At 68.4% G+C, this 16032-nt stretch carries 13 protein-coding genes; 6 read left to right on the forward strand and 7 right to left on the reverse strand.

Annotated features, from left to right (window positions below; genetic code table 11):
* Positions 1 to 11: 11 nt before the first annotated feature.
* The 4 genes from sufC to ABD658_RS02265 all read right to left on the reverse strand — a co-directional run bounded on the left by sufC (position 12) and on the right by ABD658_RS02265 (position 4575).
* A complete protein-coding gene (gene sufC / locus ABD658_RS02250) occupies positions 12 to 770 on the reverse strand; it encodes a Fe-S cluster assembly ATPase SufC (protein WP_070162438.1) in 759 nt (252 codons plus the stop codon).
* An 81-nt stretch (positions 771 to 851) separates the two neighbouring features.
* A complete protein-coding gene (gene sufD / locus ABD658_RS02255) occupies positions 852 to 2141 on the reverse strand; it encodes a Fe-S cluster assembly protein SufD (RefSeq protein ID WP_344683055.1) in 1290 nt (429 codons plus the stop codon).
* Between the two features lie 119 nt (positions 2142 to 2260).
* Positions 2261 to 3718, reverse strand: coding sequence for a Fe-S cluster assembly protein SufB (sufB, locus tag ABD658_RS02260; protein ID WP_070162433.1), 1458 nt, complete (start codon positions 3716 to 3718; stop codon positions 2261 to 2263).
* Positions 3715 to 4575: a helix-turn-helix transcriptional regulator gene (locus tag ABD658_RS02265; RefSeq protein ID WP_344683057.1), complete on the reverse strand. Its 861-nt coding sequence runs from the start codon at positions 4573 to 4575 to the stop codon at positions 3715 to 3717. The genes sufB and ABD658_RS02265 overlap by 4 nt, the downstream gene beginning before the upstream one ends.
* 159 nt (positions 4576 to 4734) lie before the next feature.
* Here ABD658_RS02265 and ABD658_RS02270 point away from each other — a divergent pair, with 159 nt between their 5' ends.
* The 3 genes from ABD658_RS02270 to ABD658_RS02280 are packed head-to-tail and all read left to right on the forward strand — an operon-like array spanning position 4735 to position 7414.
* Positions 4735 to 5682 (forward strand): ABC transporter ATP-binding protein, encoded by a 948-nt coding sequence (locus ABD658_RS02270; protein ID WP_237089990.1) that lies wholly within the window; start codon positions 4735 to 4737, stop codon positions 5680 to 5682.
* Positions 5679 to 6443, forward strand: coding sequence for an ABC transporter permease (locus ABD658_RS02275; protein WP_344683060.1), 765 nt, complete (start codon positions 5679 to 5681; stop codon positions 6441 to 6443). The genes ABD658_RS02270 and ABD658_RS02275 overlap by 4 nt, the downstream gene beginning before the upstream one ends.
* Positions 6434 to 7414 carry a COX15/CtaA family protein gene (locus ABD658_RS02280; RefSeq protein ID WP_344683062.1) on the forward strand — a complete coding sequence of 327 codons (981 nt, stop codon included), beginning with the start codon at positions 6434 to 6436 and terminating at the stop codon, positions 7412 to 7414. Before ABD658_RS02275 ends, ABD658_RS02280 begins: the two co-directional genes overlap by 10 nt.
* A gap of 16 nt (positions 7415 to 7430) precedes the next feature.
* Here ABD658_RS02280 and ABD658_RS02285 read toward each other — a convergent pair whose 3' ends face one another.
* A complete protein-coding gene (locus tag ABD658_RS02285) occupies positions 7431 to 7868 on the reverse strand; it encodes an RDD family protein (RefSeq protein ID WP_344683064.1) in 438 nt (145 codons plus the stop codon).
* 371 nt (positions 7869 to 8239) lie between these two features.
* Between ABD658_RS02285 and glnA (ABD658_RS02290) the strand changes: the two genes are divergently transcribed.
* From glnA (ABD658_RS02290) to ABD658_RS02300, 3 genes are all read left to right on the forward strand, one after another.
* Positions 8240 to 9664, forward strand: a complete 1425-nt coding sequence (gene glnA, locus ABD658_RS02290; protein WP_070162426.1) for a type I glutamate--ammonia ligase — start codon at positions 8240 to 8242, stop codon at positions 9662 to 9664.
* Between the two features lie 235 nt (positions 9665 to 9899).
* A complete protein-coding gene (locus tag ABD658_RS02295; RefSeq protein WP_344683067.1) occupies positions 9900 to 10451 on the forward strand; it encodes a maleylpyruvate isomerase family mycothiol-dependent enzyme in 552 nt (183 codons plus the stop codon).
* Between the two features lie 109 nt (positions 10452 to 10560).
* On the forward strand, positions 10561 to 11553 hold the full coding sequence (locus tag ABD658_RS02300; RefSeq protein WP_344683069.1) for an LLM class flavin-dependent oxidoreductase: 993 nt from the start codon (positions 10561 to 10563) through the stop codon (positions 11551 to 11553).
* A gap of 37 nt (positions 11554 to 11590) precedes the next feature.
* Here the strand turns inward: ABD658_RS02300 and ABD658_RS02305 are convergent, their stop codons facing one another.
* The gene (locus ABD658_RS02305) at positions 11591 to 14662 is read right to left on the reverse strand and encodes a bifunctional [glutamine synthetase] adenylyltransferase/[glutamine synthetase]-adenylyl-L-tyrosine phosphorylase (protein WP_344683071.1); all 3072 of its coding nucleotides are present in this window, start codon (positions 14660 to 14662) and stop codon (positions 11591 to 11593) included.
* A 16-nt stretch (positions 14663 to 14678) separates the two neighbouring features.
* Complete coding sequence (gene glnA / locus ABD658_RS02310; protein ID WP_085437316.1) at positions 14679 to 16019, reverse strand: type I glutamate--ammonia ligase; 1341 nt, start codon at positions 16017 to 16019, stop codon at positions 14679 to 14681.
* Positions 16020 to 16032: the final 13 nt, after the last annotated feature.

Consider the following 16032-nt stretch of genomic DNA (forward strand, 5'->3'; position numbering starts at 1 on the left):
AGATGGTCGTCTCAGGCGGTGGCCGCGAGGAAGCGGTCGTAGCCCTTCTCCTCCAGCTCATCAGCGAGCTCCGGACCACCGTGCTCGGCGACGCGCCCGTCGATGAACACGTGGACGTGGTCGGGCTTGATGTAGTTGAGGATGCGGGTGTAGTGCGTGATGAGCATGGTGCCCATGCCGTTGGCCTCATGGGCGCGGTTGACGCCCTCGGAGACCACGCGCAGGGCGTCGATGTCCAGACCCGAGTCGGTCTCGTCCAGGACGGCGAACTTCGGCTTGAACAGCTCCAGCTGCAGGATCTCCACGCGCTTCTTCTCACCGCCGGAGAAGCCCTCGTTGACGTTGCGGCTGGCGAAGTCGGCGTCGATCTTCAGCTGCTCCATCGCCTCGCGGACCTCCTTGGTCCAGGTGCGGAGCTTCGGCGCCTCGCCGTCCAGGGCGGTCTTCGCGGTGCGCAGGAAGTTGGTCATGGTCACACCAGGGACCTCCACCGGGTACTGCATGGCCAGGAACAGGCCGGCCTGGGCGCGCTCGTCCACGCCCATCTCCAGGACGTCCTCGCCGTCGAGGGTGATGGACCCGGAGGTCACCTCGTAGCGGGGGTGCCCGGCGATGGTGGCGGCCAGGGTGGACTTGCCGGAGCCGTTGGGGCCCATGATGGCGTGGATCTCACCGGAGGTGATGGTCAGGGAGACGCCCTTGAGGATCTCCTTGGTGCCCTGCTCGGTCTCGATGGAGACGTGGAGGTCCTTGATCTCGAGAGTAGACATGTCGTGTCCGTCGTCCTTTGCTGTGTCGTGAAGCGTCAGTGTCAAGCGGGTGGGGCAGTCCGGGCGCGCGCCCGGCGATGCTCAGAAGCCGGCGATCTCCAGCTCGTTCTCCAGGTCCTCCTGGAGGGAGTCCTCGATGCTGGACACACCGATCTTCTGTATGATCTCGTTCAGGAAGCCACGGACCACCAGCTGGCGGGCCTCCTTCTCCGGGATGCCCCGGGCCATGAGGTAGAAGAGGTGGTTCTCGTCGAACCGTCCGGTGGAGGAGGCGTGCCCGGCCCCCTCGATGACGCCGGTCTCGATCTCCAGGTTCGGCACCGAGTCCGCGCGGGCTCCGTCGGTGAGCACCAGATTCTGGTTCTTCTCGTAGGAGTCGGTCCCCACGGCCTCCTTGCGGATGAGCACGTCACCCACCCACACGGTGCGGGCCGAGGCGCCCTGGAGAGCGCCCTTGTACAGGACGTTGGACGTGTTCCGCGGCGAGTTGTGGTCCACGAACGTCCGGTGCTCAATGTGCTGACCGGCATCGGCGAAGTACAGGCCGTACATCTCCGCCTCCGCACCCTCGGCGGCGTAGCGGAAGTTGGTGTTGAGGCGGATGACTGCGCCGCCCAGCGACACGGCGACGTGCTTGTAGGACGCGTCGCGACCGACCTCGGCGTCGTGCTGTCCGACGTGGACGGCGTCGTCGTCCCAGCGCTGCAGGGAGATCACCTTCACGTCGGCGCCGTCGCCAACGATCACCTCCACGTTGCCGTTGAAGGCCGCGCTGCCGCGGTGCTCGAGCACGAACACCGCCTTCGCGTGGGTCCCGGCCTGCAGCACGATGTGGCTGTTGGCGCGACGTCCGGCGCCCGCCCCGGTGATGTCCACGCGGATCGGCTCCGCGACCTCGACGTCGGCCGGCACGCTGACGTGCAGCGCGTCGTCGACGTTCTTGGCCGCGACGGCGGCTGCGCGGTCCGCCGGCTGCAGGACGCTGTCGCGCGGAGCGATCCCCTGGGCCAGCGAGGAGACGAAGACGTCCTCGGAGGCGGTGACGCGGTGCTCCGCGGCGTCGGCCTGACCTGCCTCGTCGGTCAGCACGCCGGTCAGCTTCTTCAGCGGAGTGAAGCGCCACTCCTCCTCACGGCCGCTCGGCTGCGGGAAGCCGGCGACGTCGAATCCGGTGTGCCGGTTGGCCCGGGAGCCGATGCCGGAGGTCAGCTGCTTCGTCTCACCGAGCCCGCCGTGGCTGTGCTCAGCGGCCTGGTTGGTCTCAGCGGCGAGGTTCTCGCCCTCCTCCGTCATGCCGGGGATGGAGATGCGGCGTTCGCCGACCTCCACTCCTGCGACCTTCTCCGCCTGGTCAGCGGGGGTGTTCGTCATCTGTTCCTCGTCCCTTGTCTGTCGTGGAGATGTGGGTGAAGTCTGATCTCACGGAGACCCGCCCCGGGGGGGGCTCCCCCCGGAGCGGGTGTCCGTGCGTACGGCGATGAGGCCTCCGGTCAGCCGACCGAGCCTTCCATCTGCAGCTCGATGAGGCGGTTCAGCTCGAGGGCGTACTCCATCGGCAGCTCCCGGGCGATCGGCTCGATGAAGCCGCGCACGATCATCGCCATGGCCTCGTCCTCGGCCAGCCCGCGGGCCATGAGGTAGAACAGCTGGTCCTCGGAGACCTTGGAGACGGTGGCCTCGTGCCCGAGGGTCACGTCGTCCTCGCGGATGTCGATGTACGGGTAGGTGTCGGTCTTTGAGATCGTGTCCACCAGCAGGGCGTCACACACCACGGAGTTCGCCGAGTGCTCGGCTCCCTCGTTGACCTGGACCAGGCCGCGGTAGGAGGCGCGCCCACCGTTGCGGGCCACCGACTTCGAGACGATGGAGCTCGAGGTGTGCGGCGCCATGTGGACCATCTTGGAGCCGGTGTCCTGGTGCTGACCCTCGCCGGCGAAGGCCACGGAGAGGGTCTCACCCTTGGCGTGCTCACCGGTCAGGTAGACCGCGGGGTACTTCATGGTGACCTTGGAACCGATGTTTCCGTCGATCCACTCCATGGTGCCGCCGGCGTCGACGACGGCGCGCTTGGTGACCAGGTTGTACACGTTGTTCGACCAGTTCTGGATGGTCGTGTAGCGCACGCGGGCGTTCTTCTTGACCACGATCTCCACGACCGCCGAGTGCAGCGAGTCCGTGTCATAGATCGGGGCGGTGCAGCCCTCGATGTAGTGGACGTAGGAGTCCTCGTCGGCGATGATCAGGGTTCGCTCGAACTGACCCATGTTCTCGGTGTTGATGCGGAAGTAGGCCTGGAGCGGGATCTCGACGTGCACGCCCTTGGGGACGTAGACGAAGGAGCCGCCGGACCACACCGCGGTGTTCAGGGCGGCGAACTTGTTGTCGCCCACCGGGATGACGGAGCCGAAGTACTCCTCGAAGAACTCCGGGTGCTCCTTCAGTGCGGTGTCGGTGTCCATGAAGATGACGCCCTGCTCCTCCAGGTCCTCACGGATCTGGTGGTAGACCACCTCAGACTCGTACTGGGCGGCCACGCCGGCCACCAGACGCTCACGCTCGGCCTCCGGGATGCCGAGCTTCTCATAGGTGTTGCGGATGTCCTCGGGCAGGTCCTCCCAGGTGCGGGCCTGCTTCTCCGTGGAGCGCACGAAGTACTTGATGTTGTCGAAGTCGATCTCAGAGAGGTCGGCTCCCCACATCGGCAGCGGCTTGCGCTCGAAGTACTTCAGGCCCTTCTTGCGCAGCTTGAGCATCCACTCCGGCTCGTCCTTCTTGGAGGAGATGTCGGCGACGACGGCCTCGTCGAGACCGCGCTTGGCGTTGGCGCCGGCGACGTCGGAGTCGGACCAGCCGTACTCATAGGCCCCGATCGCGTTGAGCTCCGGATTCTTCTCCAGGATCTCAGAGATGACGCCCGGGTCCTCGGTGCGCTGGATCTGCTCGGTCATGACAACCTCTCTTGTTGACGGGGGGAGATGACGATTCTCTTGCGTCCACCGGACAGGCGGCTGCCTGCGGAGGCGGTGCGTGTCGTGGGGTCCTGCGGGGCATCGGACGCTGCACGTCGGGCCCGCTGTTCGGCGGCGAGCCGCTCGCGGCCCACCGGGACGTGTGTGGTGCAGACGTGGGCTCCCGCGGCCTGCGTCGAGAGCCGCCGGACGTCCACTTCGAGCAGGCGAGAGATCATCTCGGTCTCTTCCTCGCAGAACACCGGATGGGCCTCAGCTATTTCCCGCACCGGGCAGTGTCCCTGACAGAGCTGGGTGGACTGCATGGCCAGCAGCGGATTGTCCCGGCCCACTTTGCGGGTGAAGCCGGCGAACCCGTCCTCGCTGAAGAGCTCGGCCAGTCTCTCCGCACGCTCGTCGAGGTCGTCGATGCCGGCCAGGTGCTGGCGGTAGCGATCCTCGTGGCCGGCGAAGTAGGCCTCTGCCAGCGCGCGGGGCGCCTCGTCACCGACGGCGTCGCCGAGCACGTCGAGAGCCCGCCGGGCCAGCCCGAGATAGTCGTCGCCGAGTACCTGCTGGCCCTCCTGCGAGATCACGTAGCGTCGGGAAGGACGTCCGGCACCCTTGCGACGGGAGGTGACGTTCTTGATCTCCACGATGCCCTGCTCGGTCATCGCGTCGAGGTGACGGCGTACAGCGGCGGCCGTGAGGTCAAGGCGCCTCCCGAGCGCCGCAGCGCTGATGGGGCCCTCCTCCACGACGAGCTGCAGCACCCGCTCACGCGTGGTGCCGTCGCCGTCCCGACCCGCGTCGACCTGCGCCGACACGGGCTCTGCGGAGCTCCGGCTCGAATACATGATCCTATTATGACTTATTCAAAACAGGCGTGCCAGTAAGGCGACCCTGCATTGATGCAGATCACAGCCGGGGCCACGAGCCTCGGCACAGGATGTCATCCTCCCACCCTCCAGCACCCTCGACCTCTACTACAACCTGTAGAAATGTAGAATGTCCTGGTGCCCCAGCATCCCCTCTGCCTCAGCCTGCGCCAGGTCCGATACGCGGTCGGCTCCGCCCGGTCCGCAACCGGTGTGCAGGAGATCCTCCGCGGCGTCGACTTCACCGCCCGCCGCGGCGAAGTGACCGTCCTCCTGGGGCCCAACGGTGCGGGGAAGACCACCGCACTGGGCTGCGCGCAAGGCCTGCTGCGACCCTCCCAGGGCACGGTCTCCCTGCTGGGCGAGGACCCCTGGCGGGCCGGGGCTGGGCTGCGCGCCCGGGTCGGCGTCATGCTCCAGGACGGCGGCCTCCCCCAGTCGGTGCGACCGAAGGTGCTGCTCGAACACGTCGCCCGGCTCCACGCGGACCCCTGGCCGCTTCAGGACCTGGTGGACCGCCTGGACATGTCCGGATTCATGGGCACCACCGTGCGCCGCCTCTCCGGCGGGCAGCGGCAGCGCGTCGCCCTGGCCGCCAGCCTCATCGGCCGCCCGGAGGCCGTCTTCCTGGACGAACCGTCGGCCGGCCTGGATCCACAGTCGCGGCAGACCGTCTTCGAGCTGGTCACGCATCTGCGGGACCGGGGGCTGGGCATCGTGCTGACCACCCATCTGCTGGAGGAGGCCCAACGCCTGGCCGATTCGGTGCACATCCTCAAGGACGGCGTCGTCGTGCGGCACGGCACCGTGGCCGAGCTCACCGACGACGGGCGCAGCCGGCGGCTGATCTTCGTCTCGCCCCGCACTTTGACCCGTGCCGAGCTCGAGGCGGCTCCGACGCCGATGAGCCTCGACGGCGGGGCGGACAACGAGCCCGGAGCGCGGTGGGCCGCCGGAGGCATCAGTGGCCCCCAGGATCTCCACCGTCTCACGGACTGGTGGCGCCAGATCGATCTGATGCCCGGCGAGGTCTCCTTCGAGGCCCGCACCCTCGAGGACGTCTTCTGGGAGGTCTCCGTCTCATGACCCCGCCGCTCTCCCGCCCCGCTCCGGCGAGCCGGCGCATCCTCGCCCATGGCTTCTACGAGACCCGCAACACGCTGCGCAACGGCGAACAGCTGCTGGTCTCGATCATCCTTCCTGTGTTGGTGCTCATCGGAGCGCACCGTCTGGACATCGTCTCCGGCACGACCTCCGGAGGCCTCAGCGTGCCCGGGATCGATGTCATCACCCCCGGGGTGCTCGCACTGTCCGTGATGGCCTCTGCCTTCACCGGACAGGGCATCGCGGCCGGCTTCGAACGGCAGTACGGGGTGCTGGCCTATCTGTCCACCACTCCGCTCGGGCCGACCGGCCTGATCCTCGGCAAGGCCGTGGCCGTCGTCTGCGTCGTGGTCATCCAGGTGGTCGTCATCGGGGCGGCAGGACTGATGCTGGGCTGGCAGCCTGACCCCGGAGGCCTGGCGTGGCTGTCGCTGGTCCTCATCCTGGGTGCCACCGCCTTCACTGCGCTGGGCCTGCTGCTGGCCGGCACGGTGCGAGCAGAGGCGACACTCGCACTGACCAACATCCTGTGGGTTCTGCTGGGGGCCGCCGGAGGCACCGTGTTCCCGCTCGACCATGACGGACCGGGCGCCCTGCTGCTCCTGCTCCCCTCCGCGGCGCTGGGCGAGGGCCTGCGCGCCGCTTCCATCGACGGGGCACTGGCCCCGGTCCCTGCTCTCGTCCTGGCGGGCTGGTCCGTGCTCGCCGTCCTCGCCGCACGAAGGTGGTTCCAATGGCGCTGACCGACTCCCTGACCCGCCGACTCCCCACCCGTATCACGACCATGACGCGGATCCTGGCGATCGCCACCCTGGTGTCCAACATCGGCATCATGGTCACCGGCGGCGCCGTGCGGCTCACCGACTCGGGCCTCGGATGTCCGGAGTGGCCCCGCTGCACCCCCGAGTCCTGGGTCTCCACCCCCGAGATGGGCATCCACGGTGCGATCGAGTTCGGCAATCGGCTGCTCACCTACGTGCTCATCGCCATCAGCGTGGCCATGTTCTTGGCGATCGTCCGGCTCTGGGACAGCCACCGTCCACTCGTCGTCCGGTCGCTGCTGATCGGCCTGGGCATTCCGCTGCAGGGCGTGATCGGCGGCATCACCGTCTGGACGAACCTCAACCCGTGGGTGGTGGGCCTGCACTTCGTGCTGTCCTCGGTCCTCGTCATGCTCGCCGCCCAGCTGCTGCATCGAGTGAACCTGGAGCTCCGACACGACGGTGAGGCCGGACGTCCCCTCGTGGACGGGCCGGTGGACTCCGTCAGCTCCGCGATGGCTCCGGTCGTGCTGGGCGCCAGCTGGATCGCCGTCGTCCTGGGCACGATCGTCACGGGCACAGGCCCGCACGCCGGAGACCCGGGCGCCCCCCGGCACGGTTTCGACCCGGACCTGGTCACCCGCCTCCACACGATCCCGGTGTGGGTGCTGTGCGCGGCGACGCTGGCCATCCTGGTCCGGCAGCTCCGGCACCAGGCGTCCCCTGCTCAGCGGAAGGCCACCTGGTGGTTGGTCGGCCTGATCCTGGGCCAGGCCACCATCGGCTATGTCCAGCACTTCACCGGACTCCCCATCCTGCTCGTCCTGCTGCACATGCTCGGCTCCGCCGTGCTCATCGCCGCGGCGATAGTCCTGGTGGACAGGCTGCGGGCCCCGTATCGGACCCGCGGCCTGGACCGCGGGGCCCCGACGCAGGCCTCGGCACCCCGGTGAACACCGAGGTCGACGGTCACATCCTCAGCTGAACGGTTCCCGCCACACGGTCATGGACGGCGCGCCCGTCGGGCCCGAAGAGGATCGCCGGGAGGATCACCACCAGCAGCCCCGTGCGTACGGCCGACCAGAGCGGGCCCGGGGCCCGAGTGCCGCGCACCACCTGGATGCGGACCAGTCGTTTGCCGATGGTCACCCCGAGCAGACCCACCAGGATAATGTGCATCGCGGCGAAGATCAGCAGGGTCACCACCGGGTCGCCGGCGAACCAGACGGTGGAGATCAGCAGCGCGATCCCCCAGTCGATGAGCAGAGCGAGCACCCGGCGCCCGAACGGGGCCAGGCTGCCTGGGCCGTCCTCCGGAAGGCCCAGGCGTTCCCCCGGCCAGCTGTCTCCGATCCCCTCCCCGGAGGGCTCGGAACCACCAGGGCGCGCGTCTCGGCTGTCTGGCACGGATCTCCTCTGCTCGACGGACCGTCGGCAACATGTCTGCCGACGGACTCCGACCCACCATTCTACGGGCGAGGACGCTGTCCGGGCGGGACTGACCGACGGGGATGAGCGACTTAAGTTACATGGCTGAAACATCTGCGTGATGGCCGAGAAACCCTGCCTGCCTAGCGTGGACTCCAGAGCGTGAGCCTCGGGCCACGGCTCAGGTGACGCGGACCGGCCATCACGACGGCACGACCCCGGTGCACCCCGCGCCGGATCAGGTCATCGACGGTGATCGGTCCCACACACCTGTGCCGATCCGGCTAGGGTGAACAACGCAGACCGGGTCCGCCCGGTGTCCAGCACGATATCCATAGGAGCAAGGACGCATGTTCAGCAACCCCGAAGAAGTCCTGAAGTTCATCCAGGAGGAGGATGTCCGCTTCGTCGACATCCGGTTCACGGACCTCCCCGGCAGTCAGCACCACTTCAACGTCCCGGCGAAGACCGTCGACCTCGACTTCTTCGAGAACGGGCAGCTGTTCGACGGCTCCTCGATCCGCGGGTTCCAGGGCATCGAAGAGTCTGACATGCAGCTCATCCCGGATGTCGCCACCGCCTTCATCGACGAGTACCGCGTCGAGAAGACCCTGGCGATGAACTTCTCCATCGTGAACCCGCGTACCGGCGAGCCCTACGTCCGCGACCCGCGCGGCGTCGCGCAGAAGGCCGAGGAGTACCTGGCTTCCTCCGGCATCGCCGACACCGCCTTCTTCGGTGCTGAGGCCGAGTTCTTCCTCTTCGACGATGTGAAGTGGCAGTCCTCGCCGCAGGCCTCCTTCTACTCGGTCGACTCCGACGAGGCCAACTGGAAGTCGGCCGAGGAGCTCGCAGGCGGCAACCTGGGCCACAAGCTCGCCACCAAGGGCGGGTACTTCCCGGTCTCGCCGCAGGACAAGAGCGCCGACCTCCGTGACGCGATCTGCATCGCGATGGACAACGCCGGCCTCGAGGTCGAGCGTTCCCATCACGAGGTCGCCGCTCCGGGCCAGCAGGAGATCAACTACAAGTTCAACACGCTGGTCCACGCCGCCGACGATGTCCAGAAGTTCAAGTACGTCGTGAAGAACACCGCCGACCAGTTCGGCAAGTCGGCCACGTTCATGCCGAAGCCCGTCTTCGAGGAGAACGGCTCGGGCATGCACTGCCACCAGTCCCTCTGGAAGGACGGCGAGCCGCTGTTCTTCGACGAGAAGGGCTACGCGAACCTCTCCGACACCGCGCGGTGGTACATCGGTGGCCTGCTCAAGCACGCCCATGCGGTCCTGGCGTTCACCAACCCGACGGTGAACTCCTACAAGCGACTGGTCAAGGGCTATGAGGCCCCGGTCTCCCTCGTGTACTCGCAGGGAAACCGTTCCGCCTCGATCCGCATCCCGATCACCGGGGCAAACCCGAAGGCGAAGCGCCTCGAGTTCCGCGCTCCGGACGCCTCGGGGAACCCGTACCTGGCCTTCGCCGCGCAGATGATGGCCGGCCTGGACGGCATCCGCAACCGCATCGAGCCCCACGAGCCGGTCGACAAGGACCTCTACGAGCTGCCGCCCGAGGAGCTGGCCACCATCCCTCAGGCCCCCGGCTCGCTGGATGAGGCGCTGGAGGCTCTGGAGAACGACTACGAGTTCCTGCTCGAGGGCGGGGTGTTCACCGAGGAGATCGTCAAGACCTGGATCGCCTACAAGCGTGAGCAGGAGATCGAGCCGCTGAACCTGCGCCCGAACCCGCACGAGTTCGAGCTCTACTACTCGGTCTGACCCGCAGACTCAGGTCGACGTCGAAGGCCCCGTGGGCGGCAGCTGCCAGGCTGTCCCCCACGGGGCCTTTCGCGTGCGCTGCGGTGGGCGCCCCTCTGCCCACGGTGCCGGGACCCACGGCCATACGCCCTGGCCACCGACCTCCGCCCGCCACTAGGGTCTGAGGGCACACCCCACGCCCGACGCCCGACGACCAGCGGCCACCACATCCCGAAGGCCGCAGGAGGCCGCCGCCATGTCAGAGATCGCCGCCCGTCACGCCCGCCTTGCCGCCGACTTCAGGAGCACCGCCGCCTCCGTGCCCCCGGGCCGGTGGGACGCGCCCTCACCCTGCCAGGGCTGGACCGCACACGACGTCGTCGCCCACGTCATCGAGGCGCACCTGATGCAGCTCGGTTTCGCCGATACCGTTCCGCCGAACGTGCCTGATGCCGTCGAAGCCCCCGTCGAGGCCCTGGACGTCGTGATCGCCGCGGTCCAGGACCAGCTCGGGGACCGCGGCCGCGCCACGCAGGTGATCGACGGAATCGGCGGGCAGATGCCCTGGGAGACCTCCGTCGACTCGTTCCTGTGCTTCGACCTGCTCGTCCACCGCTGGGACCTCGCCCGTGCCGCAGGCTTGCCGGAGGCGCTGCCTCCCGAGGACGTCCGTTGGGCGTCGGCCGTCGCCGACGGGTTCGGCGAGATGCTCCACGCCGAAGGAGTCTGCGCCCCACCGCTGGAACCTCCCCAGGACGCCGATGAGCAGACCACGTTCCTGGCCCGGCTCGGCCGACGCGCCTGGTGATCATGCTCTCAGCGAATCCGGGATGACGTGCCGCCGCGCCCCTGTTGGATCCGGTGAGCGCTGACACGGGTCAGCGCACCCGTCCGTCCGGAACCGCCGAGGAGCTGCTGTGCCTGCATCCCGTCCCCTGTCCCTGCTGGATCTGGCGACCGTGCGGTCCCCGGAGACGATCGCAGACGGCATCGCCCGCAGCCGCCGACTGGCACGCACCGCCGACACCCTGGGCTACACCCGGCTCTGGTTCGCCGAGCATCACAACATGCCCCACATCGCCTCCTCGGCGACCTCGCTGATGATCCAGCACATCGCCGCGGCCACCGAGAACCTCCGCGTCGGCTCCGGCGGCATCATGCTGCCCAACCACACTCCCCTGGTCATCGCCGAGCAGTTCGGCATGCTGGAGACTCTCTTCCCCGGGCGGATCGACCTCGGTCTGGGTCGGGCCCCAGGCACCGACGGCGCGACCATGCGGGCGCTGCGCCGCGACGGCACCGAGGCCGACCGGTTCGAGTCCGACATCATGGAGCTCAACGGCTATCTGTCCGGATACTCCCGCATCCCCGGGGTCCGGGCCTACCCGGGGGACGGCACCGACATCCCCCTCTACGTCCTCGGGTCTTCCCTGTTCGGTGCCCAGCTGGCCGCCAAGCTCGGGCTGCCCTATGCCTTCGCCTCCCACTTCGCCCCGCAGATGCTGACCCAGGCCGCGGATCTCTACCGGTCCACCTTCGACGCCACCCGGTCGCTGCTCGGCCCCGAGGCCCGCCCGCACTTCATCGCCGCGGCCAATGTGATCGCCCACGACGACGCCGACGCGGCCCGGGCCCAGCGCCGAGCCGCCGAAGACTCCTGGATCCGCAGCATGCTCGGCCGAAACCGGACGTTGACGGACGACGACGTCATCATGCTCCGTGACCATCCGGCAGGTCAGCAGGTGCTCGACATGCTCTCACGCACCGTGGCCGGCACGGGAGCAGAGGTCATCGCCTGGCTGGACCGCCTGGCCGAGGAGGTCCAGGCCGACGAGCTGATGCTGGTCAACCTCGCACCCGAGGAGGATGTCCAGCACCGCACTTTGGAGCTCCTCTCGCCGACCGCATGACGGTGCCGGGTTCTCGGCGTCCGACCCTCGGAGTCCGTCAGACGTCTTCGTAGAAGAGCCTCTCGTAGACCTGCCGGCAGCGCCGCGTCGTACGCAGATAGTGTTCCTCGAAGGCGGCTGCGGAACCGGCGTCGAAGCCGCACCAGCGGGCCACGGCCTCCAGGTCCCGGCGCGATGAGGGCAGCACGTCCGATGTCCGTCCGCTCCACACCTTCATGGCGGCCCTGGCTCGGGTGCACAGCCTCCAGGCCTCGGCCAGCACGGCGGCGTCCTCTGCCGCCAGCAGCTCATGCTGAACCAGCACCTCGAGGGTGTCCAGCGTGTTCGTCACCCGGAGCTCCGGGTGCTCATAGGCATGCTGCAGCTGGAGCAGCTGGGCCAGCCATTCCACGTCGGAGAGACCGCCGCGCCCCAGCTTCACATGACGGGACGGGTCGGCGCCACGGGGAAGGCGCTCCGATTCGACCCGGGCCTTGATCCGCCGGATCTCCCGCACCTCAGACTCGGAGGGTGCCGGGGCGTAGCGGACCTCATCCACCAGCTCCATGACGTCGGCCGCCAGCTCGTCGCAGCCGGCGATGGGACGGGCTCGCAGCAGCGCCTGGCGCTCCCAGACGTCCATCCACCGCCGGTAGTACTCGCGGAAGGACTCCAGGGTCCGGGAGATCGGGCCGGTCTTGCCCTCGGGCCGGAGATCGGTGTCGAGCTTCAGGGGGTCCTCCCCACGCACCGGCGGCTTCACCGACTGGGAGAGCAGAGCGGTCAGCCGTGTCGCCAGACGCCGGGCCTGCTCATCGGCGACGGTCGGGTCCGCCCCCTCGACGGCGCGGTGCACGAACATGGCGTCCATGTCCGACCCATAGGAGATCTCTTGGCCACCCTGCCGTCCCATGGCGACCACGAGGAACTTGACGTGCTCGCCCTGCTCGGCAAAGACCTCCCGCTCGGCCACGTGCAGGGCGCCCAGGGTCGCGGCCCTGTCGACGTCGGAGAGCGCACGGCCCACCTCGTCCAGCTCCAGCAGCCCGGCGGCGTCGGCGATCGCGATCCGAAGCACCTCGCGCTGACGCACCAGTCGGGTGAGCCGGACCGCGGTGGACGCGTCCCCCTCATGCCGGGCCAGCTGATTTCGGATCTCCGTCCACAGCGACTCGAAGCTCAGCGGTCGCAGCGCAGAGTCGTCACCCAGCCACCGGCTCGACTCCGGCGAGTGCTCCAACAGGTCGGAGATGAAGCGGGAGCTGGTGAGGATGTGGCACAGCCGCTCGGCGGCCACCGAGGAGTCCCGCAGCATCGTCAGATACCAGGGGCTCGTGCCCAGGGACTCGCTGAGCCTCCGGAAGGCCAGCAGTCCGGAGTCGGGATCCACCCCTTCGGCGAACCAGCCCAGCATCATCGGCAGGATGCGGCGCTGCAGCGTCGCACGCCGGGTGACTCCCGCGGTGAGCGCCTCGATATGCCGCATGGCGCCGGAGGTGTCCGAATACCCCAAGGCGGCGAGCCGGTCCTGTGCGGCCTGGGACGACAGGCGGACCTCCTCGTCGGAGAGCACCGCAGTGGTCGAAAGCAGCGGACGGTAGAAGATCGTCTCGTGGAAGCTCGCCACCTCACGCACCACGCTGCGCCAGGCCTTGAGCAGGTCCTCAGCGGAATCCCGTCGGTCAGCCTGCGGCGGCCGCACAGCATGGGCGAGGGCGCGGAGCTCCGGCTCCCTCCTGGGCATCAGATGCGTGCGTCGCATGTTCGACATCTGGATCCGGTGCTCGTAGAGCCGCAGCTGTCGGTAGCAGCGGGACATGGCCTCCTGGTCCCGGCTGGCCATGTACTCGCCCTCTCCGAGCGCCCGGATGGCGGTCAGCGTGTCCCGGACGTGCAGCTCCTCGTCCACGCGTCCATGGACCAGCTGCAGCAGCTGCACCGTGAACTCGATGTCACGCAGCCCTCCACGGCCGAGTTTGATCTCCCGGTCCACATGCTCGGCAGGGATGTGTTCGAAGACCCGCCGGCGCATGCGCTGGACGTTCTCCACGAACTCCGGCTGCTGCGAGGAGCTCCACACCAGCGGCCACAGCGTGGTGATGTAGGCCTCGCCCAATGCCGAGCTGCCGGCGATGGGGCGCGCCTTGAGCAGCGCCTGGAACTCCCAACCGTGGGCCCACCGCTTGTAGTACTCCACATGGGACTCCAGGGTGCGGGTGAGCGGGCCGTCCTTGCCCTCGGGCCGCAGATTCGCATCGACCTCCCACAGCCCTGGTTCCGGCGCCGAGGAGTTGATGACCTTGGAGATGCCTCCGGCCAGCCCTCCGGCGATCGAGCTGACCTGCGCGTCGTCCACGTCCTCAGGCCCGCGATGGACGAAGACGACGTCCACGTCGGAGATGTAGTTCAGCTCGCGGGCCCCGCATTTGCCCATCCCGATGACCCCGAGCTCCACCTGCTGGGCGATCGGGCCGTGACGCTCCACCAGCTCCGCCCGAGTCACGGCGAGGGCGGCCTCCACGGCCGCGGCCGCCAGGTCTGCCAACTGCTGGGAGACCAGCGGCTGATAGGCCAGCGGGTCCGACGCGGTGAGGTCACGCAGAGCCACGGCGGTGAGCAGGCGACGATAGGCCACTCGCAGGGCGACCGCGGCGTCGCGGGCCGTGAACCCGTCATCCAGGCGGGCCACCGGCGTCTCTGACCCGGGGACTGCGCGCACCTCCTCGAGCAGGACCCGCCGGAGGTCCTCAGCGTCGTCGACCCGCGGCCGACCATCGGGGGATGGAAGATCCGCCTCCTCCCGGTGATCGAACACCACGCGCACCGCGTCAGGGCGGCGCACCAGGAACTCGCCGAGCGCCCTCGAGGAGCCCAGGAGCCGGATCAGCGGGACCGCCTGCGGATGGTGGCCGTCGCTGACCTCCTCGAACAGCGCGAGGACGTCCGGTGCCTGCTCGAGCAGCCGGATGAGCAGCAGCAGGGCCTGATCGGCATCGGGGGCCCGCCTCAGCGTGCCCAGGAGTTCCGGCCTGCCGATCGTCCGCAGCTGATCGTCCTGCAGGAAGGCCGCAGCTCGGTCCAGCTCGTCGAAGCCGGCGGCGATCAGGTCGCGTGTGGACGGTGTGCTCATGCTCGTCCGGCCGGTCTCAGATCATGCCCAGGTATCGGTTGATCTCGAAGGGCGAGACGTTGATCCGGTACTCGTCCCATTCCTGCTGCTTGTTGCGCAGGAAGTTCTCGAAGACCTGCTCGCCGAGGATCTCCGCCACGAGCTCGGAGTCCTCCATCTGGCGGATCGCATCGTGCAGCGTGCCGGGCAACGGCTTGATGCCCAGTGCCTTGCGCTCCGGGGTGGTCAGAGACCACACGTCCTCAGTGATCGCCTCCGCCAGCTGGTACTCCTCCTGGATGCCCTTCAGCCCGGCACCCAGCACGACCGCGTAGGCGAGGTAGGGGTTGGCGGAGGAGTCGATGCCACGGAACTCCACCCGCGCAGAGCCGCCCTTGGTGGGCTTGTACAGCGGCACCCGCATGAGGGCCGACCGGTTGTTGTGCCCCCAGGAGACGTGCGACGGCGCCTCTCCCCCGCCCCAGAGGCGCTTGTAGGAGTTCACGAACTGGTTGGTCACCGCCGTGAACTCCGGCGCGTGGGTGAGCACACCGGCGATGAACTGCCGGGCGATGGTGGAGAGGTTGAACTCGGCGTTCGGCGCGAAGAACGCGTTCGTGTCGCCCTCGAAGAGGCCGAAGTGCGTGTGCATGCCCGAGCCGGGGTGCTCGGCGAAGGGCTTGGGCATGAAGGTCGCGTATTTGCCCTGCATCACGGCGACCTCCTTGATCACCGTGCGGAAGGTCATGATGTTGTCCGCCGTGGTCAACGCGTCCGCGTAGCGGAGGTCGATCTCGTTCTGGCCGGGTCCGGCCTCGTGATGGCTGAACTCCACCGAGATCCCCACGGCCTCCAGCATGGAGACCACATGGCGGCGGAAGTCCTGGGAGACGCTGCCGGTCACGTGGTCGAAGTATCCTGCCCGGTCCACCGGCACGGGGTAGCCGTCCGCGTCGACCTCGTCGGAGTCGAGCAGGTAGAACTCGATCTCCGGGTGGGTGTAGCAGGTGAAGCCCATCTCCGCGGCGGTGTCGAGCTGTCGGCGCAGCACGGAGCGCGGGTCAGCGGCGGCCGGCTCCTGGTCCGGCGTGAGGATGTCGCAGAACATCCGGGAGGTGGGCTCATCCTCGCCCCGCCACGGCAGGATCTGGAAGCTCGAAGGGTCGGGCTTCAGCAGCATGTCCGACTCGAAGACGCGGGAGAGTCCCTCGATGGAGGAACCGTCGAAGCCCAGCCCTTCGCTGAAGACGCCCTCCACTTCGGCGGGCGCCAGGGCGACCGACTTCAGCGCGCCCACGACGTCGGTGAACCACAGACGCACGAAGCGCACGTCCCGTTCCTCGATGGTGCGCAGTACGAATTCCTGCTGTCGATCCATGCTCGCTGCAGCC

The sequence above is a fragment of the Nesterenkonia aethiopica genome (assembly GCF_039534665.1).
Taxonomy (GTDB): domain Bacteria; phylum Actinomycetota; class Actinomycetes; order Actinomycetales; family Micrococcaceae; genus Nesterenkonia; species Nesterenkonia aethiopica.

Excerpts from the sequence above, each read along its gene's own strand:
- ABD658_RS02265 (WP_344683057.1), bottom strand. The coding sequence starts at position 4,575 with ATGTATTCGAGCCGGAGCTCCGCAGAGCCCGTGTCGGCGCAGGTCGAC.
- ABD658_RS02275 (WP_344683060.1), top strand. The coding sequence starts at position 5,679 with ATGACCCCGCCGCTCTCCCGCCCCGCTCCGGCGAGCCGGCGCATCCTC.
- glnA (WP_085437316.1), bottom strand. The coding sequence starts at position 16,019 with ATGGATCGACAGCAGGAATTCGTACTGCGCACCATCGAGGAACGGGAC.
- ABD658_RS02305 (WP_344683071.1), bottom strand. The coding sequence starts at position 14,662 with ATGAGCACACCGTCCACACGCGACCTGATCGCCGCCGGCTTCGACGAG.
- sufB (WP_070162433.1), bottom strand. The coding sequence starts at position 3,718 with ATGACCGAGCAGATCCAGCGCACCGAGGACCCGGGCGTCATCTCTGAG.
- ABD658_RS02295 (WP_344683067.1), top strand. The coding sequence starts at position 9,900 with ATGTCAGAGATCGCCGCCCGTCACGCCCGCCTTGCCGCCGACTTCAGG.
- glnA (WP_070162426.1), top strand. The coding sequence starts at position 8,240 with ATGTTCAGCAACCCCGAAGAAGTCCTGAAGTTCATCCAGGAGGAGGAT.
- ABD658_RS02280 (WP_344683062.1), top strand. The coding sequence starts at position 6,434 with ATGGCGCTGACCGACTCCCTGACCCGCCGACTCCCCACCCGTATCACG.
- sufC (WP_070162438.1), bottom strand. The coding sequence starts at position 770 with ATGTCTACTCTCGAGATCAAGGACCTCCACGTCTCCATCGAGACCGAG.
- sufD (WP_344683055.1), bottom strand. The coding sequence starts at position 2,141 with ATGACGAACACCCCCGCTGACCAGGCGGAGAAGGTCGCAGGAGTGGAG.